At 55.1% G+C, this 17,618-nt stretch carries 21 protein-coding genes; 10 read left to right on the top strand and 11 right to left on the bottom strand.

The window, feature by feature from the left end:
• Window positions 1-18: 18 nt before the first annotated feature.
• Together argS and F905_RS12700 are read left to right on the top strand one after the other, a co-directional pair.
• Window positions 19-1,809 (top strand): arginine--tRNA ligase, encoded by a 1,791-nt coding sequence (gene argS, locus F905_RS12705; protein ID WP_034598281.1) that lies wholly within the window; start codon window positions 19-21, stop codon window positions 1,807-1,809.
• An 85-nt stretch (window positions 1,810-1,894) separates the two neighbouring features.
• The gene (locus F905_RS12700) at window positions 1,895-2,515 is read left to right on the top strand and encodes an SPOR domain-containing protein (protein WP_005181359.1); all 621 of its coding nucleotides are present in this window, start codon (window positions 1,895-1,897) and stop codon (window positions 2,513-2,515) included.
• 45 nt (window positions 2,516-2,560) lie between these two features.
• Here F905_RS12700 and F905_RS12695 read toward each other — a convergent pair whose 3' ends face one another.
• Window positions 2,561-3,220, bottom strand: a complete 660-nt coding sequence (locus F905_RS12695; protein ID WP_005181356.1) for a glutathione S-transferase family protein — start codon at window positions 3,218-3,220, stop codon at window positions 2,561-2,563.
• Between the two features lie 131 nt (window positions 3,221-3,351).
• The gene (locus tag F905_RS12690; RefSeq protein ID WP_005181352.1) at window positions 3,352-4,299 is read right to left on the bottom strand and encodes a pirin family protein; all 948 of its coding nucleotides are present in this window, start codon (window positions 4,297-4,299) and stop codon (window positions 3,352-3,354) included.
• A 318-nt stretch (window positions 4,300-4,617) separates the two neighbouring features.
• Here F905_RS12690 and F905_RS12685 point away from each other — a divergent pair, with 318 nt between their 5' ends.
• The 3 genes from F905_RS12685 (at window position 4,618) to F905_RS12675 (ending at window position 7,599) form a co-directional block, all read left to right on the top strand.
• The gene (locus tag F905_RS12685; RefSeq protein ID WP_005181349.1) at window positions 4,618-5,886 is read left to right on the top strand and encodes a GGDEF domain-containing protein; all 1,269 of its coding nucleotides are present in this window, start codon (window positions 4,618-4,620) and stop codon (window positions 5,884-5,886) included.
• A 508-nt stretch (window positions 5,887-6,394) separates the two neighbouring features.
• The gene (gene sul2, locus F905_RS12680; RefSeq protein ID WP_001043260.1) at window positions 6,395-7,210 is read left to right on the top strand and encodes a sulfonamide-resistant dihydropteroate synthase Sul2; all 816 of its coding nucleotides are present in this window, start codon (window positions 6,395-6,397) and stop codon (window positions 7,208-7,210) included.
• Between the two features lie 86 nt (window positions 7,211-7,296).
• Entirely contained in the window at window positions 7,297-7,599 is a 303-nt protein-coding gene (locus F905_RS12675; RefSeq protein ID WP_000251875.1) for a phosphoglucosamine mutase, read from the top strand.
• Window positions 7,600-7,774: 175 nt separating this feature from the next.
• On the opposite strand, the gene F905_RS12670 is transcribed toward F905_RS12675, so the two are convergent.
• The 3 genes from F905_RS12670 to F905_RS12660 form a co-directional block, all read right to left on the bottom strand.
• Window positions 7,775-9,268 (bottom strand): IS91-like element ISCR2 family transposase, encoded by a 1,494-nt coding sequence (locus tag F905_RS12670; protein ID WP_001120888.1) that lies wholly within the window; start codon window positions 9,266-9,268, stop codon window positions 7,775-7,777.
• Window positions 9,269-9,478: 210 nt separating this feature from the next.
• Window positions 9,479-9,703, bottom strand: coding sequence for a hypothetical protein (locus tag F905_RS12665; protein WP_000743213.1), 225 nt, complete (start codon window positions 9,701-9,703; stop codon window positions 9,479-9,481).
• Window positions 9,700-10,437 (bottom strand): recombinase family protein, encoded by a 738-nt coding sequence (locus F905_RS12660; RefSeq protein WP_001366550.1) that lies wholly within the window; start codon window positions 10,435-10,437, stop codon window positions 9,700-9,702. Before F905_RS12660 ends, F905_RS12665 begins: the two co-directional genes overlap by 4 nt.
• 147 nt (window positions 10,438-10,584) lie before the next feature.
• Between F905_RS12660 and F905_RS12655 the strand changes: the two genes are divergently transcribed.
• The 5 genes from F905_RS12655 (at window position 10,585) to F905_RS12635 (ending at window position 13,566) form a co-directional block, all read left to right on the top strand.
• Window positions 10,585-10,917 (top strand): ArsR/SmtB family transcription factor, encoded by a 333-nt coding sequence (locus F905_RS12655; RefSeq protein WP_000447876.1) that lies wholly within the window; start codon window positions 10,585-10,587, stop codon window positions 10,915-10,917.
• Window positions 10,914-11,681: an arsenical resistance protein ArsH gene (gene arsH / locus F905_RS12650; protein WP_001239389.1), complete on the top strand. Its 768-nt coding sequence runs from the start codon at window positions 10,914-10,916 to the stop codon at window positions 11,679-11,681. Before F905_RS12655 ends, arsH begins: the two co-directional genes overlap by 4 nt.
• The gene (locus tag F905_RS12645) at window positions 11,678-12,184 is read left to right on the top strand and encodes an arsenate reductase ArsC (RefSeq protein ID WP_000140066.1); all 507 of its coding nucleotides are present in this window, start codon (window positions 11,678-11,680) and stop codon (window positions 12,182-12,184) included. Before arsH ends, F905_RS12645 begins: the two co-directional genes overlap by 4 nt.
• Window positions 12,181-13,248: an ACR3 family arsenite efflux transporter gene (gene arsB / locus F905_RS12640; RefSeq protein ID WP_001272375.1), complete on the top strand. Its 1,068-nt coding sequence runs from the start codon at window positions 12,181-12,183 to the stop codon at window positions 13,246-13,248. The genes F905_RS12645 and arsB overlap by 4 nt, the downstream gene beginning before the upstream one ends.
• 114 nt (window positions 13,249-13,362) lie before the next feature.
• Complete coding sequence (locus F905_RS12635) at window positions 13,363-13,566, top strand: hypothetical protein (RefSeq protein ID WP_000131871.1); 204 nt, start codon at window positions 13,363-13,365, stop codon at window positions 13,564-13,566.
• A 36-nt stretch (window positions 13,567-13,602) separates the two neighbouring features.
• Here F905_RS12635 and F905_RS12630 read toward each other — a convergent pair whose 3' ends face one another.
• The 6 genes from F905_RS12630 to F905_RS12605 form a co-directional block, all read right to left on the bottom strand.
• Window positions 13,603-13,827 (bottom strand): type I toxin-antitoxin system ptaRNA1 family toxin, encoded by a 225-nt coding sequence (locus tag F905_RS12630; RefSeq protein WP_000211355.1) that lies wholly within the window; start codon window positions 13,825-13,827, stop codon window positions 13,603-13,605.
• A gap of 63 nt (window positions 13,828-13,890) precedes the next feature.
• Window positions 13,891-14,139, bottom strand: coding sequence for a hypothetical protein (locus F905_RS12625; protein WP_000213809.1), 249 nt, complete (start codon window positions 14,137-14,139; stop codon window positions 13,891-13,893).
• Window positions 14,140-14,143: 4 nt separating this feature from the next.
• On the bottom strand, window positions 14,144-15,571 hold the full coding sequence (gene trbL, locus F905_RS12620) for a P-type conjugative transfer protein TrbL (protein WP_001405816.1): 1,428 nt from the start codon (window positions 15,569-15,571) through the stop codon (window positions 14,144-14,146).
• 10 nt (window positions 15,572-15,581) lie between these two features.
• Window positions 15,582-15,818, bottom strand: a complete 237-nt coding sequence (gene trbK, locus F905_RS12615) for an entry exclusion lipoprotein TrbK (protein WP_000718002.1) — start codon at window positions 15,816-15,818, stop codon at window positions 15,582-15,584.
• Window positions 15,819-15,830: 12 nt separating this feature from the next.
• Window positions 15,831-16,610: a P-type conjugative transfer protein TrbJ gene (gene trbJ, locus F905_RS12610; RefSeq protein WP_000836966.1), complete on the bottom strand. Its 780-nt coding sequence runs from the start codon at window positions 16,608-16,610 to the stop codon at window positions 15,831-15,833.
• A gap of 140 nt (window positions 16,611-16,750) precedes the next feature.
• A complete protein-coding gene (locus F905_RS12605; RefSeq protein ID WP_000024442.1) occupies window positions 16,751-16,939 on the bottom strand; it encodes a FitA-like ribbon-helix-helix domain-containing protein in 189 nt (62 codons plus the stop codon).
• Window positions 16,940-17,618: the final 679 nt, after the last annotated feature.

The raw sequence follows: 17,618 nt of genomic DNA, 5'->3' as shown, positions 1-17,618 counted from the left end.
TTTATTTTTCGACTGATTATGAATACGGCAATCCAAGCAGCTCTTGAACATGCAGTGCAATCCCTTCAAGCAGAAGGTGTCCTCCCAGCAGACTGGAACAACACCAGTAATTTGACGCGAACCAAAGACCGAAGCCACGGTGACTTTGCCTCAAATATCGCCATGATTGCCTCTAAAGCTGCGGGCATGAAGCCGCGTGATCTGGCCGAAAAAATTCTGGCTGCATTGCCAGAAGTGGCAGATATCAGCAAAGCAGAAATTGCCGGTCCGGGTTTTATCAACTTCTTCTTAAATGCCGACCAGCGTTTTGCCATTCTTGATCAAATCCAGGCACAGCAAGACCAGTTTGGTCGCACCAAGGTCAACGCGGGCAAACGTATTCAGGTTGAATTCGTTTCTGCCAACCCGACGTCCAGCCTGCACGTGGGTCATGGTCGCGGTGCCGCTTACGGCATGACCGTTGCCAATCTGCTCGAAGCCACTGGCGCAACCGTAGATCGTGAATACTATGTGAACGATGCCGGCCGTCAGATGGATATTCTGGCAACATCAACTTACTTACGTTATCTGGAACTGACCGGTCAGGAACTGGTGTTCCCGAAAAATGCCTATCAGGGTGATTACGTCAAAGAAATCGCGCAAAGCATTATCGACCAGGATGGTGATGCTTATGTACGTCCAGTGGCCGATGTCTATAAAGATGTACCGGAAGATGTGCAGTATGCAGCCGAGCCGGATGCAGAAGGCAACAAGGTGGTCCTGTCTGGCGACAAAGAAAAACACATTGATGGTCTGATTTTCAATTCACAGACTTTAATTGGTGAAGGCTATCGCGTATTCCATCAGGCGGCTTTAAAAGCCATTCTGGATGATATTAAAGATGACCTCGGTGAATTTGGCGTAACCTTTAACCAGTGGTTTAGCGAAGCTTCTTTAACTGAAAAAATTGATGAAGCGCTGCAAACACTGGATCAGCGTGGTTATCTGTATGAGCAAGATGGCAACATCTGGTTTAAATCGACTGAGTTTGGCGATGAAAAAGACCGCGTGGTCAAACGTCGTAATGGTCAAACCACTTATTTCGCTTCAGACATTGCGTATCACCTGAACAAATTACAACGTGGCTATACCGACCTGATTGATATCTGGGGTTCTGACCACCACGGTTATATCTCCCGTGTAAAAGCTGCAATTGATGCGATGGGTTATGACTCGAAAAAACTAACTGTTTTACTGGTGCAGTTTGTGAGCTTATGGCGCGGCGGCGAGATGGTTCAGATGTCTTCCCGTTCTGGCCAGTTCGTGACCTTGCGTGACCTGCGTAAAGAAGTCGGTAACGATGCAGCGCGCTTCTACTATGTCATGCGTAAATCTGAACAGCACATCGACTTTGACCTGGATTTAGCAGTCTCACAAAGCAAAGACAATGCGGTGTATTACATCCAGTATGCGCATGCCCGTATCTGCCGTATGCTGGAAAAAGCAGCCAGCACAGGCGTGAATTTTAATGCGCTTGACGCGCGTCAGTTTGCGGCCAAGCTGGAACTGGAGGCTGAAACTGAAATTCTTGCCAAGCTGGCGGCCTATCCTGAAATTGTGACCCGTGCTGCCAATGTCTGCGAACCCCATCAGGTGGGTAACTACTTGAAAGAATTAGCAGCTTTATTCCACGGCTGGTATAATGAACACAAAGTGCTCAATGATGATGCTGCGCTTACTCAAGCCCGCTTATTGCTTTCAGTAAACGTACAACAAACCTTGCGCAATGGTTTAGAATTATTGGGTGTTTCTGCACCTGAAAGCATGTAAACCAAGACATTCTTCTGCTGGGCAGGCGTACCATCACGCACCTGTCCAGCCAATCAGCCAATAATCAGAATAAAGAGGTTCCCTCGTGTTTGGAAAAACGCAACGCGGTGTATCAGAACGACCAAATAAGCCCAAAAAACCACTCATTCCGACCTGGTTAGGCACACTGGTGGTGATTCTGGTCGTGTTATGTTTCGCAGTGGCCTTAATGCTGTGGAAGCCGTGGGAACCTGTGCCACCAAAAGGCCAGATCACTTCTGAACATTATCAGGAAGACACCAACAAGGATTACCGCTTCTATGACCTGCTGCCCCAGCAACAGGTAACACCAATTCCGGAGCAGGCCGTACCTGAAACCCAAGAACAGACGGCAGTGGTGATTGTCGAAGCGCCAATTGTTGAGCCGGCAGCGCCCGCAGCCGCCAGTGAAGCGACGGCGGGCATCACGCCAACTGAACCACCCGTGGCCGCGCCTGCCAGCTACATTCTGCAGGTCCGCAGCTATACCGATCCGGATGCCGCCGATGCACGTCGTGCTGAAATTATCCTGAATGGTCTGTCTGCCGATGTGGTCAAAACCGTAGAAAGTGGTGAAACCTGGTATCGGGTAATTTCGGGGCCGTATACCTCTGCAGAGGCGGCGCTAATTGCCCAGCAAACCCTGCAACATAGCGGGATTGATTCGATTGTGGTGAAACGCCAATAATAAAAAAGATGCGCAAGCATCTTTTTTTATAGCTTCAAATTTTGTTTAGGCCAACTGTGCCTCTAGCTTCTGTTCACGAGCGAACGCCCGCTGATAGCCCTCGCGCTGTGCCAGTCGCTGCAGATAACGCTCAATCTGCGGATATTTGCCATCAGTACGGCTTTGCAAGGCCTGTAGCGGAAAGGCCATCTGAATATCCGCAAAGGAAAATGTGCCGGCAAAATAGTCATGTGTGGCCAGATAATCTTCCAGAAACTGGATATGATCTTTGAGTCGCGGCTGAATAAAACCCTGCTGGATACCTTCACTGACTTTTGCTGCCACCGGACGAATCAGCCAGGGTGCGCGCTGCGGCACTTTACTGGCCACCAGCTGCATCACCAGCAATGGCATCAGTGAACCTTCGGCATAGTGCATCCAGTAACGGTACTGCTGCTGATCGGCCGGATGTGTTGGCTTGAACTGCTGCGCCGGATCATACTGTTCCTGTAAATACTCTAAAATCACCGCAGATTCGGCAATCGGCTGCTCACCATCTGTCAAAATTGGTGCCTTACCCAGCGGATGCACCCGTTTTAACTCGGGTGGTGCGGCAAAACTCGGTAAACGGCGATAAAATTCAATCTGATAAGGCTGGCCCAGTTCTTCTAAGGCCCACAAAATACGAAAGGAACGCGACTGTTCCAGATGATGCACAGTAATCATAATGACACTCTGATTGTTTTTCTTGAAATAAAGAACCACCGGCCACCTTGACCGGTTGCGGCAACTCAGCATCATCAGGCCCACCCATCGATCGCGACGCTTGGGCCTGAAGTTCAATTCATCATGCCTGCTTAACGTAAAGCACGCATTTTATCTGGCAGGGCCGGTGCTTCCAGCCGTGGCCCATTATAATCTGGAATGCTGCCAAAACGCGGGTCCTGATTGACCCACTGGTCACGTGCCTCACTCAGCTCGTCCTGGGTACGTCCGACAAAGTTCCACCATAGTAAAATCGCGGATTCAAATGGCTCACCGCCCAGTAACAGTACGCGTGCACCCTGGTGCAGTTCAATCTCAATGTCCTGCAGACCCGGCTCCAGCACCACCATATTGTCTTCGTTCAGTTCATGCTGGTTAATATGCGCCGTGCCTTCTAGCGCCATAAAGCCATATTCAAAGGCCGGATTCAGCTGAAGCCGGGTGCGCACCGTTTCTGCCGCAGTTAAGTCCACTGCCAGTAACGGGCTATGCACCTCAACCGGCGAGCGGGTTTCCAGAAACTCCCCGACCAGCACGGTAAATTCAACCCCATCTCGTGACACCACCGGTAATTCAGGATAATGGTCAAAACGCGGCGGCATATTGCGCTTGGCATCCGGCAAGGCAATCCACAGCTGGGCCGCATGCATGTGGGTTTCCTGCTCTGGCGCGACTTCGGTATGCGAAATCCCCTGCCCGGCCGTCATCAGGTTAACCTGTTTCGGCCGGATCAATTGTTTGGAACCGACACTATCGGTATGCATGAGGGTGCCTTCAATCATCCAGGTAAAGGTTTGCAGGCCAATATGCGGATGTGGTCCGACATCTAGCCCGTCACCCTGCGGAAAGCTGACCGGACCGGCATGGTCTAAAAAGCACCAGGCGCCAATCATGCGTTTATGCCGGCTGGGCAAGGCGCGTTTAATGACGGTGCCCTGCCCGATTTCTGCACGGCGCAGCGGCACTTCCTGAATAAACTGCTGGATATATTTTTCACAATCGTCTGAATGGGACAGTTCGGTATAGTTGGCATTGGTCATAGTTGTATCCTAACTCTGGCGATGTTCCATGTCGCTCATCTTGTTGTTTATCTTATACGCGGATGCTGCATGAGTTTGCTATAGTTCAGTTAATATGCAGCATTCTCCTGGCAGAACAATCAAAAAATCGCTTTTTGTTGTAAGGATTCATGTGAGCACCAGCGCACAATTTCCTCTCTTTTCCTGCCGTTTTGAGGCTTTTTTTCAGCAAATTACCCATATTTAGGGAGGTCTTTTTTTAATCGTCAAAGCTATACTATTACTTTGATTTTATTAAAGACTTGGGGCAATTCTATGAAGATGGGAAATCGGATTAGAATGTCGACGAATTCAACAGATCTTGCACCCGATGATTCGGATCGACATATTTTACAAGCGTCAGAGTGCGACCTGGAAAGTCGTCAGGTCCTGGAACAGGCCCTGCAAGATCCGGCTGCCCGTATTCCGCCCCAGTTTGAAGACTATTTTTATAAATTCCAGACCATTCACCAGAAGCTGTATTTACAACAGGTCAATCACATTGGCCAGCTGGCATTTTTACTGTACTTTTTCGCCGATTATTTTGTACTGCCCGATGTCAGTCTGCTCTCCGGTATCGCCAGAGTCATCGTGATTGTACTGGCCATCAGCATTAATTATTTCCTGTTCAAATATGTGAAAGATATCCGGATCCATGACCAGATTTTACCGGTCGGCACGCTGGTTTGTGCCGGCCTGTGGTTTTATCTGATGTCCTTGTCGAACAGCCCCTATATCGATATCTATATCTATGCCTCGGTCATTTTTGTGGTGCTGGCCAATTTGTGTATTCAGGTACGCTTTAAGCCGGCGCTATATACCTCGTTTTTAATCAGTACTGTGGTGTTTTTAGGCGTATCTAACTTAACCAGCGCCATTGAAACCATTATTTTTGCGCTGGTCTATCTGCCAATCTGGCTGTTCAGTTTATATATCAGCTGGACCAATACCCTGAATGCACGGCGTAATTTTCTCAGAACCATGCTAAATGACTGGAATTTCCATATTCTGCAAGAGTTGGCACATACCGACGAGCTGACCCAGCTCAGCAACCGCCGCCAGTTTGTGCATATTGCCGAGCATAAGGTACATGAATGGCCGCAGCATGCTTCGACCTGCCTGCTGATGTTTGATGTCGATTATTTCAAGCAGATTAATGACACCCATGGTCATGATGTCGGTGATCAGGTGCTGCAGACCATTGCTGATATTGCCCGTAAGGAAATGCGGCGCAAGGATATTCTGGCGCGTTTTGGTGGCGAGGAATTTACCGCTTTACTCACCGAAACCAGTCTGCAGGATGCACTGCTGATTGCCGAACGTTTAAGAACCAAAATTGCCCAGCACCGGATTTATATTGGCCAGAATATCAGCCTGAATTTTACCGTTTCGATTGGCGTGTCTGAGCTTAAAGCCGAACAGCCCGATTTAACCACATTAATTAAAGAAGCTGATATTGCCTTATACGCGGCCAAACAGCATGGCCGTAATTGTGTGCTGCATTATGATATTGGCATGAGCGAACCGAAAAAACCGGCCTGCCCGTCCAATATTTCCTGGGTGGTTTAAATACAAAAAGAGCGCCGAGGCGCTCTTTTTTAAATAGGGCTTCTAAACTGCCGCGCACCTTGTGCCCATTTTAAAAGCGGTGCTTTAAAATGGGCTCATGGCGTAATTCAAGCACGAAGTAATGCTTCGTAAAACCCACTGCCGCGGGCACAGCCCTTGGCGTAATTCAGGCGGACAGCAGTACTGTCCGAAAGCCCTGAATTACTCCCACTCTATTGTAAACAAGACATTTTTATCTTTTATATTCAATGGCTTATTTTCCTGCTAATTGGTAATACCATGAAAAATACCATGCTCAGAAAAGGCTTAACAATATTTTGAAAAATTGCCTACTGAGCGCTGCCGCACAGCTCCATAGGCCGCTTTCCTGGCTTTGCTTCCAGATGTATGCTATTCTGCTCCTGCAGCTAATGGATCACCGCAAACAGGTTACTCGCCTGGGGATTCCCTTTCGACCCGAGCATCCGTATGAGACTCATGCTCGATTATTATTATTATAGAAGCCCCCATGAATAAATCGCTCATCATTTTCGGCATCGTCAACATAACCTCGGACAGTTTCTCCGATGGAGGCCGGTATCTGGCGCCAGACGCAGCCATTGCGCAGGCGCGTAAGCTGATGGCCGAGGGGGCAGATGTGATCGACCTCGGTCCGGCATCCAGCAATCCCGACGCCGCGCCTGTTTCGTCCGACACAGAAATCGCGCGTATCGCGCCGGTGCTGGACGCGCTCAAGGCAGATGGCATTCCCGTCTCGCTCGACAGTTATCAACCCGCGACGCAAGCCTATGCCTTGTCGCGTGGTGTGGCCTATCTCAATGATATTCGCGGTTTTCCAGACGCTGCGTTCTATCCGCAATTGGCGAAATCATCTGCCAAACTCGTCGTTATGCATTCGGTGCAAGACGGGCAGGCAGATCGGCGCGAGGCACCCGCTGGCGACATCATGGATCACATTGCGGCGTTCTTTGACGCGCGCATCGCGGCGCTGACGGGTGCCGGTATCAAACGCAACCGCCTTGTCCTTGATCCCGGCATGGGGTTTTTTCTGGGGGCTGCTCCCGAAACCTCGCTCTCGGTGCTGGCGCGGTTCGATGAATTGCGGCTGCGCTTCGATTTGCCGGTGCTTCTGTCTGTTTCGCGCAAATCCTTTCTGCGCGCGCTCACAGGCCGTGGTCCGGGGGATGTCGGGGCCGCGACACTCGCTGCAGAGCTTGCCGCCGCCGCAGGTGGAGCTGACTTCATCCGCACACACGAGCCGCGCCCCTTGCGCGACGGGCTGGCGGTATTGGCGGCGCTGAAAGAAACCGCAAGAATTCGTTAACTGCACATTCGGGATATTTCTCTATATTCGCGGTTCAGCAGGCATGTCCCCTTTGAGGGCGACCCGACGACAGGATAATCGACCTTATGGTGCGCAAATATTTCGGCACAGACGGTATTCGTGGCAAAGCCAACGAAGGCGCGATGACGGCGGAAACCGCCTTGCGCGTCGGCATGGCGGCTGGCCGTGTCTTTCGTCGCGGTGACCACCGCCATCGTGTCGTGATCGGCAAGGATACGCGCCTGTCGGGCTATATGCTTGAACCCGCGCTCACAGCCGGTTTCACCTCGATGGGCATGGACGTATTCCTTTTTGGCCCGCTGCCGACAACGTATAGGAAGAATAAACGCCCTTTTCACCCAAGTCCAACAGCTTTGGACCGCAGTTGACTCTTTCGACACCCCTGCGATGCAACCCAATCCGGCTGACGGGGAGCCAGCAACGCTGAAAATTTACCCTCCTCTTTCCCACTAGCGGCTCCTTTTCCGACAACCAGCACGGCGGATCCCTGCCGCGGCGCTGTGAACGCAGCATTTTGATTGGTATCGTTGGCCTTCAGGCTCGTCAGTCAAACAGACCCAGGAGCAGCTCAGCCGGTGGCGCCCGGCTTTCGGGTAACGCCCTGGTCCCGCTGGTTTCGGCTTTGTGCTTCAGGTGATCAAGGATCTGCTTGATCACTATAGGGTCTTCAATGCAGGCGATGACTTTCATGGCGCCGCCGCAGCCGCTGCAGGTCTCGATGTCGATATTGAAAACACGCTTGAGCCGTTGCGCCCATGTCATCGACGCTCGCCGTTGTGCTGGTGTTGCCGGTTCATCAGCCACCCTGACCTTGTTGCCCCTGCCCCGTTTTGCCGGCGTGACCAACGCCCGGTGCCGACTGTTGGGTGCGAACACCCCGTGGAAGCGGGTTAGGTTGACTCTGGGCTTCGGTACCAGGGCGGCCAGCCTTGCAATGAAATCCAATGGTTCGAAAATGACGTGCGTGGTGCCGTCCCGGTACGGCGTCTTGAGCTGGTAGCGCACGTTGCCGCCTCGTGTTAACGACAGCCGCTTCTCGGATACCGCCGGGCGGCTGATGTACCGGCACAGCCGTTCGAGCTTCTTGCGTTCATCGGCCCTGGCCGCCACGCCGGCGTGCAGGCTGGACCCGGCTACCTTGCCAATCCCGTCACCGAACGGATCACCACTGGTCGGCAGAGTTTGCAAAGTGAACACCTTTCGCCCCGCCTGTGAACCGACAGCGATACGGTAAGTGATCGAGTGCCCCAGCAGGGGTGTCATCGGGTCGTCATCCACCGCATCCGAGGCCAGATAGCTGTTTTCGACATCCCGTTCCAGCAGGCCTTGCCGTTCCAGATAGCGACCCACCCGGTGGGCGATGGTGTGCGTCAGCTGGGTGAGCTCTGGGCTGGTCGGCGCCTTGACCCAGCGGAAACGCGCTGAGCCGTGGGATTGCTCGACATACACACCGTCGAGAAACAGCATGTGGAAGTGAACATTCAGATTGAGCGCCGATCCAAAACGCTGGATCAGGGTGACCGCGCCCGTCTTGGCCACTTGGTGGGTATGGCCCGCTTTCTTGACCAGGTGCGTGGCAATGACGCGGTAAACGATGCCCAGCACCCACCCCATGATCTCGGGCCGGCTGGCAAACAGGAAACGCAGCTGAAACGGGAAGCTCAACACCCACTGACGCATGGGTTGTTCAGGCAGTACTTCATCAACCAGCAAGGCGGCACTTTCGGCCATCCGCCGCGCCCCACAGCTCGGGCAGAAACCGCGACGCTTACAGCTGAAAGCGACCAGGTGCTCGGCGTGGCAAGACTCGCAGCGAACCCGTAGAAAGCCATGCTCCAGCCGCCCGCATTGGAGAAATTCTTCAAATTCCCGTTGCACATAGCCCGGCAATTCCTTTCCCTGCTCTGCCATAAGCGCAGCGAATGCCGGGTAATACTCGTCAACGATCTGATAGAGAAGGGTTTGCTCGGGTCGGTGGCTCTGGTAACGACCAGTATCCCGATCCCGGCTGGCCGTCCTGGCCGCCACATGAGGCATGTTCCGCGTCCTTGCAATACTGTGTTTACATACAGTCTATCGCTTAGCGGAAAGTTCTTTTACCCTCAGCCGAAATGCCTGCCGTTGCTAGACATTGCCAGCCAGTGCCCGTCACTCCCACTCGATTGTAAACAAGCACACAAAACCCTTTAGTGACAACAATTTGCAAGAACTATCAGGCTCAGTGCCATGAAAAATACCATGACCAGATCATGAGGTTGAACACGGCTTGCGCCGGCAGCGTTCACGCTCCTGGTCGGCGATCTCGCCCGGCTGCAATGCTAGCTCAGCATCGGTCATGCGCTCCAGCACGTCGCGTAGGCGGATGGTGCAAGGAATGGGCGGCAGCTCGAACTCATAGCCGCCGGCGATCATTTCGGCCGCAATCTCCTCGGTGATGAAAAACGGCTCGTCGTCTTGGTTCGGCTTCTTCATGCCCTTTCCTCCTGGCGCTCATCCTGGCCGACAGCGGCCAGGGCATCGGCTTCCGTCAATGCGTCCTCCACGAACGCGCCGTGCTGCTTCGCTTCGGCCTGGCTGACCTCGGCCCATATCCGTTTCACCTGGGCCGCACTGTACCCGGCCAGCTCGGCGGTCTTGTTGATGCTGTAGCCGGACTTGCGCAGCGCGACAACTTGGGCGCGGCGCTTCGGATCAGCACGGCGGCCCTTGTACCGCCCGGCCTGGCGGGCCAACTCAATGCCTTGGCGCTGGCGTTCGCGCCTGTCCTCGTAGTCGTCGCGGGCCATCTGCAAGGCCAGGCGAAAAAGCATGATCTGCACGGCTTCCAGCACGATCTTGGCGACGCCCTGGGCCTCGGCCGCCAGGTCGGATAGATCGACCACGCCAGGGACGGCCAGGCGTGCGCCTTTGGCCTGTATCGAGGCCACCAGGCGCTCGGCCTCGGGCAAAGGTAGGCGGCTGATGCGGTCGATCTTCTCGGCAATGACCACCTCGCCGGGCTGTAGGTCGCCGATCATGCGCAGCAGCTCAGGCCGGTCGGCGCGTGCGCCGGATGCCTTCTCACGGTAGATGCCGGCGACGTAGTAGCCGGCGGCCTTCGCGGCCGTAGTGATCGCCTCTTGGCGTTCCAAGTCCTGCGCGTCGGTGCTGACGCGCAGATAGACCCGCGCCACCATCGGCGCGGCTACTGGCTTCGTCCTGCGCATACTTGCGGGCTCCTTTGGGCATACTCAAATGCACCCATCTTAAACTGGCAGGCCAATTTATCACATATCGATCTAAATGCGCCTAGCTCATTTTTACAGCTTAAATGAGCTATTGAGCACACTCCATATTTCGACTATTATTGAAACATGGAAACGATAAATGCTGTAGCCGCCCTGGCGGCCATCGCTCAAGAATCGCGCCTCGCGGTGTTCCGGCTTCTCGTCCAGGCCGGCCCCGCCGGCATGGCCGCCGGAAAAATCAGCGAAGCGGCCGGCATCCCGCCGTCTTCGCTATCCTTCCACCTGAAAGAGCTGGCACACGCCGGCATGGTCACGTCGCGGCAAGAAGGCCGATTTGTGATCTACGAGGCGAACTTTTCGACGGCCACTAACCTGGTGGCCTTTCTCACGGAAAACTGCTGCGGCGGCCAGGTGTGCAACCTGTCTTGCACCACGGAAGCCGGGAAGGTGTTGGCATGAGACTTCGCCATCTTTCCGACCCCGATTCTTTGCCCGCTTTGGACAAATCCTTTGCCATCGAGCGCCCGGCGCTCGGGCTGGCACCCGACGCCCCGCCGGTGCGTATCCTGCTGCTGTATGGCTCGCTGCGCGCCCGCTCGTTCTCACGGCTGGCCGTCGAGGAAGCGGCCCGGCTGCTGCAATTCTTTGGCGCAGAAACACGCATCTTCGACCCGTCCGATTTGCCGTTGCCCGATCAAGTGCAAAGCGACGATCACCCGGCCGTCAAGGAGCTGCGCGCCCTGTCCGAGTGGTCAGAGGGACAAGTCTGGTGCAGCCCGGAACGCCACGGTCAGATTACCAGTGTCATGAAGGCGCAGATTGACCATCTGCCGCTTGAAATGGCCGGCATCCGGCCGACCCAAGGCCGCACCCTGGCCGTGATGCAGGTATCCGGCGGCTCGCAGAGCTTCAACGCCGTGAACACCTTGCGTCTGCTCGGCCGCTGGATGCGAATGTTCACCATTCCGAACCAGTCGAGTATCGCCAAAGCGTTCCAAGAGTTCGACGCGGCGGGCCGCATGAAGCCCTCGCCGTACTACGACCGAATAGCCGATGTGATGGAAGAACTGGTGCGCTTCACGGCGCTGGTACGGCCGCACCGTGAAGCACTGACAGACCGCTATTCCGAACGGAAAGCGGCCGGCCACGTCATCGACGAGGCCACCGATCTTTCATCCATCGCCATTGCTCCCCAGCCACTACCAGAAAGCGAAACATCATGACCGAAAGAATCTATAACGTCCTCATCCTCTGCACCGGCAATTCGGCGCGCAGCATCATGGCCGAAGCTCTCATCAACACGATGGGGCAAGGGCGCTTCCGCGCCTACAGCGCCGGCAGTCACCCAACCGGCAAGGTCAATCCCTTCGCCGTCGAAAAGGTGGAGTCGGTGAATTACCCGACCGAGAATCTGCGCAGCAAGAGCTGGGACGAGTACGCCACGCCCGACGCACCGAAGATGGACTTCATCATCACCGTCTGCGACAACGCCGCCGGCGAAATGTGTCCGGTGTGGCCTGGTCAGCCGATCTCGGCGCATTGGGGATTTGAAGACCCGGCCGCCGTCGAAGGCACTGACGCCGAGAAGCGCCGGGCCTTCGAACAAACCTTCCGGCACATGATGAACCGCGTCCGCCTGTTCGTGAATCTGCCTCTCAAAATGCTTGACCAGACGGCCATCAAGCGCGAGCTGGCGAACATCGGCAAGACCGAGCAGGAAGCATGAGCGCCGGCGCACAGGCCATCGCCGCGAAGCCGCGCCAGGCCCCGATGAGCGGCTTCGAGCGTTACCTGACGCTGTGGGTGGCCCTGTGCATCGTCGCCGGTGTTGCGCTCGGCCAGGGCCTTCCTGACGTGTTCCAGGCCATAGGCCGCATGGAAGTGGCCCAGGTCAATTTGCCGGTGGGCCTGCTGATTTGGGTAATGATCGTCCCGATGCTGGTCAAGATCGACTTCGGGGCGCTGCACCAGGTCAAAGAGCATTGGCGCGGCATCGGCGTCACGCTGTTCGTGAATTGGGCCGTCAAGCCATTCTCGATGGCCCTGCTGGGGTGGCTGTTCATCCGACAAGTGTTCGCTCCGTTCCTGCCGGCCGATCAACTGGACAGCTACATCGCGGGCTTGATCTTGCTGGCCGCCGCGCCCTGCACGGCAATGGTGTTCGTGTGGAGCCGCCTTACCAACGGCGACCCGCTTTTCACGCTCTCGCAAGTGGCTCTGAACGACGCCATCATGATCGTGGCCTTCGCGCCCATCGTCGGCCTGCTGCTGGGCATGTCCTCGATCTCGGTGCCTTGGGACACGCTGCTGATTTCGGTCGTGCTCTACATCATCGTGCCGGTGATCCTGGCGCAGCTCTTGCGGCGGCATCTGCTCAAGCAAGGACAGGCCGCCTTTGAACGGGCCATGCAGAAGATCGGGCCGTGGTCGATGGCCGCGCTGCTGCTGACGTTGGTTCTACTGTTCGCCTTCCAGGGCGAGGCCATCATCCGGCAGCCGTTAGTGATCGCCATGCTAGCCGTGCCGATCTTGATTCAAGTGTTCTTCAATTCCGGGTTAGCCTACTGGCTGAACAAGCGGGCGGGGGAAAAGCACTCTGTCGCCTGTCCTTCGGCCCTGATCGGTGCCAGCAACTTCTTCGAGCTGGCCGTGGCGGCCGCCATCAGCTTGTTCGGTCTGCACTCCGGCGCTGCATTGGCAACCGTGGTCGGCGTCCTGGTCGAAGTGCCGGTGATGCTGCTGGTCGTGCGCGTGGTGAATCGCTCGAAGAGCTGGTACGAACGAGGTTGAACATGAGTAGGAAAAAACTGAGGAAATGATTGCAGATTGCCGCGCCGGCCGCTTCCTGGCGCATTCGATCACTGACCTGGAACACCTAGTATCCATGCTTGCTGAGGTCGCCCGATGACAGACCCAAAGAACCTAGAGAACAGGCTGCATGAGAAGGCCGACCCGGCCCGCGCCGTTTCCACTGGTCGGGTGCGCTACACACTGGCCGAACTACTGGCCGACGCGGAAGCATCCGGGGCTTACCCGCTGCCGCCGGAGGAACGCGAATGGATGGATGCGCCGTCTGTGGGTCGGGAATGGCCAAACAGTGAAGATTGAAAAAGGCGGCCAGTTCGAGTGGCCGCCCTTTCGTCATTAGCTGCACGCTTGGCGCAAGGCGTTCATTGCTTCTTGAAAATCAGCCTGTGTCGCCCGGCCCGTTTCAGCTTGGTAGTACACCACCATAAAAGCATTAGCGACGGCTTCGGCCAATGGCCCAAGGCTCCGCGCTTCCGCTTGGTTGATGTACTCCAAAGAAGAAAGAATAGCCGCTGCTTGATGCACTGCTTGCCCTGGTTCGATAATATGTTGTGTTGTCATAATTCACCTCTCCAGTAGGTGTTGATTGAAAGTGCCGGGCTGGTTGTGGCCAGCCCGGTGCGCCTACAGGTACAGCCCCGCCGCCTCCGCGAATGCTGACCGCTCATTCCTGCCGCCATTAACCTCAATACTTATCGGCTTAGTTTCGCTCTCTCTCATAGGGTCTGGCCGTGATACAAAAGCGGCTGTTTCTGTCTCTGCATCGACCTCGGTCGATTGATCACCCAGCGGCGAAATAAATACCTGGCTGACTTCTTCCCTTGGCGCTTCATCCAGGGCCGCCAATGCGGCCATGTATGTTGATGTCGTCATCGTGCTAACTCCTGACTTCGTTACTATCTGGGCCAGAATCGGCGCCCAAGCTATTGCCCTCGAACTGGCCAGATTGGCTTGCTTCTTTCGGCTCCATGCTTTCGCGTATCGAAGCAGCCAGTTTTCCGCCTGTGGTTTCGCTCACTCGCTCCTGGAATCCCTGCTTCACTTGAGAGCCGACACCCTTGGCTAACTCGGAGGCCGTGCCTGTGGCCAGCTTCGCGGCCTTGGCAAAGCCGCCACCGCTTGAGCTACTGCCGCTGTCACCAAAGCCAGCCGCTTGGGCGAATGGGCTACTGCCAGCAGTACCCGCTTCACCACCACCGTTTCCGCCACTGCTGACAACTGACCCCATGCTGGACATGTCACCGCCGGTTTCCATACTCGCTGATGCTTTCTGAAAAGCCGCTTGGAGTGCACTTGCACCTCCGGCTGCACCGGCTGCGGCACCCATAACCGCTTTACCTGCCAGGGCAGCGCCGCCAGTTGCCATACTGGCCGCCGTCACCGCCGCCCCAACTGCCGCACCCGCACCGAAGTTTCCAATTCCACCGGCTGCGCCAATACCACCACCAGACACAAGACCAGAAATCATCGGCGGAACTTTGTTGACCAAGAAAAGCAAGATGACCGATATAACCAACATCACGGCCAGTTCCTGGGATGCCATGTTCTCGCTGATTTGCGTGTAGTAGTGATTGATGAACTCTTTGCCAATCGCAACCAGAAGCACCATTGCCATAAGCTGTGCGGCCAGGCCCAGCACGGTCTTGTAGTAATTGATCGCCATGTCGGAAGTCCAACGACTTCCACCAAAGCCAAGGAAGAACACACCGGCATACAACAGAATCCAGGCTGATGCGAGCAACAGCAACAGGTTGACCGCAATCAACGCCAGGACAAACAAAACAGCCAGGGCCATTAGCTCCATGACCAGAGCAGTTGCCATCTGCCGCCATCCCAGCTCCGAGGTGGCCTGTACTGTGCGGTTGTATAACTCGAAACCAAGATCAAGGATGCTGGAGGGCCCAAGATTGCTATTGGAAAGTCCCCCCGCCTGCGCGCCCAGAGTTTGCAATGACTGAACAATCGTACCGGCGATATTCATGCCCTGGTTCGCATTCGTCAGCAACCACCAGAAAAAGCCGGTGAAGATCGTGAAGCGAACGAACTCCGCGAAGAACTCGCCAATGTCGGCCTTGCGCAAAGCCATCATGCCGAATGTCCAGACCATCGAAATCACAACCAGCGTCCAGAACAAACGCGATGCAGCGGACTCAATAGCTGGCCCCCATGTTGCGGCAGCATCATGAAAACGCTTGAGCACATCATTCATAACACCGCTGCTACTTAGCTCCTGCGCCATTGCAGGTTCAGCCAGCACCATTGTGGCGACCATCATCAAGCCACCTAGAGCAATTTTCTTTCTCATGGCGACCACCTCAATAATCATCTTTAGGGCTGGGCTTGAACTCCCACTGACGCATCTGCTTGGCCTTCTGGAATGCTCTGCATTCCTCGGTAAAGGCCTCTCGGTTCGCTTCGCTGCGCATTTCATTCAGTGCTGCCTGGAACGCATCGGGGGCACACGTCGCCGCATTTGGTTCGGGCATCCTTTCCTGTTCACATCCAGCCAACAACAGCAACGTAGCCGCGGTAGTAAAAAAGATTTTTTTCATCTCACCGCCTCCCTAGTAGTTGTCTGCCGGACTCGGGCGAAACGTCCAGGTACGCATTTGCTCGGCCCTGGCATCACCTCGCGCCTCGGCATCGAGTTCTGCTGCAATCCGGGCTGCCTCCGCGTTGTGTTGGGCGGTCAACATGGTGCGAATCTGCAAGAGCTGATTGGCCTGCTGGCTGGCGAGCTGGTTGGCGTAGCCGATGGCCTGTAGCTGGCCAGTTGCACCCTGGGCCGCGCCTTGCAGCCGCTCCAGGGTACGGGCGTCATCCTTCAAAGCCTTTTGCTGGTCGGCAACGGTCTGGAACAGGGCATCGTTGGCCTTCTTTTGCGACTCTGACGCCAGGCGGCGGTTCTCTTCCATCGCTGCCTTTTCGGCCGGCGTGCATCCGCCGCTGCCGTTGAAGCATGGCGAGCTGCGGTAATAGGCCACGTCCTGAAACTTGGCCAGGTAACGATCCAGGCTGCCTAGCTGGTTCTCGTAATAGGCCAGCGTGTTTTGCGCGGCAATCAGCCGGTTGATCGTAGTCTGCGCCTGATCCCAGATATACGCGGCTGGGGCCATCGTGTTCTGGAGCTGATTTTCGTACTGCTGCAACTGGGTCTGGTACTGCTCAATCTGCTTGAGCGTCTGCGCCACCGACTCGATGGCCGTCATGATGTTCTGGGCCAGGTTGCCGCCGTCGATGACGGGGATACCAGCTTGCACAGGGGCGGTGGTAGTGGTGATAAAGCCGGTTGCGAGTGCAACGGCTAGAGCGGTTTTTTTAGCCGCTAAAATTTTGGACTTCATGGTCGTACTCCGTCGATGAAAAGAAGGCATTGCCTTGACCAAGCGTTGTGCTTGTTCTCGGCAACGTTTCATCGAAGAGCTACGCCACTAGCTGATCGGTATTGCCCTTGGCGCTGAGGCCCGGACTTACAAACGTAAAACTACTCTGTTTTTTTATCGCTTTCGGACAAGCCAACTTCCCGGCCAATCTCTTCAAGCTCTAGCGGCTGTACTGCCGCCGTCAGTATTTCGCGTATTTCCGCGTCGGTGCTCCTATCGTTGAGCGCTGCTCGAACTTTCAACGCACGGTGCACCTCGGCGGGTAAATTCCTGATAAGCACATTTGCCATATCAATACCCTTTTGGTGTACCCGACAACCATGCTATCAAAGATATTAAAAATAGCAAGACCTATACTCTTGCAACCGGCGGTAGCCGATCAGCCCCGCAGGGCAGGATTCCCGTTGAGTGCCCCCGGCGCGAATAAGGGACAGTGAAGATAGATAACCGGCTTGCCGGTTAGCTAACTTCACCCATCCTGCCCGCATTTCACCCACTATTGAAAATCTAGCGCATATCGAACGTAAAGCGTTTTATCGTCAAACAAACACCGATTCTTGGCAACATAACCGTAATCGTCACCAAATCGGCCTGCAATCGACATAGTCGCTTCAAAATCGCTGCTCAATCGGCTTTAAATCGGAACCTAAAATGCCAACAATCGACACAAACCATTCGCCCCGATGGGGCGAGTTGGACGCCAAAAAAGAAGGGCATAACCCGCCCCTCAAGTGTCAATGAACACAAGAAATTTGCCTCCCCTCCCGTCATACCACTAAGGCGACGTATTGATACTTGAGGGGCAACCTTTCCTGATGTTGACACCTTCACGCAGGTTACTGGTTATGGGCGTCCAACACACACGGCTCATTCCTGCTTGGTAATAATAAGAATAATAATCTTCTTATTATTCTTACCGAACGAATGGGCACTGCTTAGCCATTTCACGTTTCGAGCCAAGGTTTCAGT

Source organism: Acinetobacter sp. CIP 53.82 (genome assembly GCF_000369465.1).
GTDB classification, from domain to species: Bacteria; Pseudomonadota; Gammaproteobacteria; order Pseudomonadales; family Moraxellaceae; genus Acinetobacter; species Acinetobacter indicus.
The sequence above is the reverse complement of the archived record's forward strand: the minus strand, read 5'-3'. Positions and strand labels throughout refer to the sequence as shown.

Bases quoted from the DNA above. Each gene is read 5' to 3' on its own strand.
- argS (WP_034598281.1), top strand. From the start codon at position 19: ATGAATACGGCAATCCAAGCAGCTCTTGAACATGCAGTGCAATCCCTT.
- F905_RS12695 (WP_005181356.1), bottom strand. From the start codon at position 3,220: ATGATTACTGTGCATCATCTGGAACAGTCGCGTTCCTTTCGTATTTTG.
- F905_RS12690 (WP_005181352.1), bottom strand. From the start codon at position 4,299: ATGACCAATGCCAACTATACCGAACTGTCCCATTCAGACGATTGTGAA.
- F905_RS12685 (WP_005181349.1), top strand. From the start codon at position 4,618: ATGTCGACGAATTCAACAGATCTTGCACCCGATGATTCGGATCGACAT.
- sul2 (WP_001043260.1), top strand. From the start codon at position 6,395: ATGAATAAATCGCTCATCATTTTCGGCATCGTCAACATAACCTCGGAC.
- F905_RS12675 (WP_000251875.1), top strand. From the start codon at position 7,297: ATGGTGCGCAAATATTTCGGCACAGACGGTATTCGTGGCAAAGCCAAC.
- F905_RS12670 (WP_001120888.1), bottom strand. From the start codon at position 9,268: ATGCCTCATGTGGCGGCCAGGACGGCCAGCCGGGATCGGGATACTGGT.
- F905_RS12665 (WP_000743213.1), bottom strand. From the start codon at position 9,703: ATGAAGAAGCCGAACCAAGACGACGAGCCGTTTTTCATCACCGAGGAG.
- F905_RS12660 (WP_001366550.1), bottom strand. From the start codon at position 10,437: ATGCGCAGGACGAAGCCAGTAGCCGCGCCGATGGTGGCGCGGGTCTAT.
- F905_RS12655 (WP_000447876.1), top strand. From the start codon at position 10,585: ATGGAAACGATAAATGCTGTAGCCGCCCTGGCGGCCATCGCTCAAGAA.
- arsH (WP_001239389.1), top strand. From the start codon at position 10,914: ATGAGACTTCGCCATCTTTCCGACCCCGATTCTTTGCCCGCTTTGGAC.
- F905_RS12645 (WP_000140066.1), top strand. From the start codon at position 11,678: ATGACCGAAAGAATCTATAACGTCCTCATCCTCTGCACCGGCAATTCG.
- arsB (WP_001272375.1), top strand. From the start codon at position 12,181: ATGAGCGCCGGCGCACAGGCCATCGCCGCGAAGCCGCGCCAGGCCCCG.
- F905_RS12635 (WP_000131871.1), top strand. From the start codon at position 13,363: ATGACAGACCCAAAGAACCTAGAGAACAGGCTGCATGAGAAGGCCGAC.
- F905_RS12630 (WP_000211355.1), bottom strand. From the start codon at position 13,827: ATGACAACACAACATATTATCGAACCAGGGCAAGCAGTGCATCAAGCA.
- F905_RS12625 (WP_000213809.1), bottom strand. From the start codon at position 14,139: ATGACGACATCAACATACATGGCCGCATTGGCGGCCCTGGATGAAGCG.
- trbL (WP_001405816.1), bottom strand. From the start codon at position 15,571: ATGAGAAAGAAAATTGCTCTAGGTGGCTTGATGATGGTCGCCACAATG.
- trbK (WP_000718002.1), bottom strand. From the start codon at position 15,818: ATGAAAAAAATCTTTTTTACTACCGCGGCTACGTTGCTGTTGTTGGCT.
- trbJ (WP_000836966.1), bottom strand. From the start codon at position 16,610: ATGAAGTCCAAAATTTTAGCGGCTAAAAAAACCGCTCTAGCCGTTGCA.
- F905_RS12605 (WP_000024442.1), bottom strand. From the start codon at position 16,939: ATGGCAAATGTGCTTATCAGGAATTTACCCGCCGAGGTGCACCGTGCG.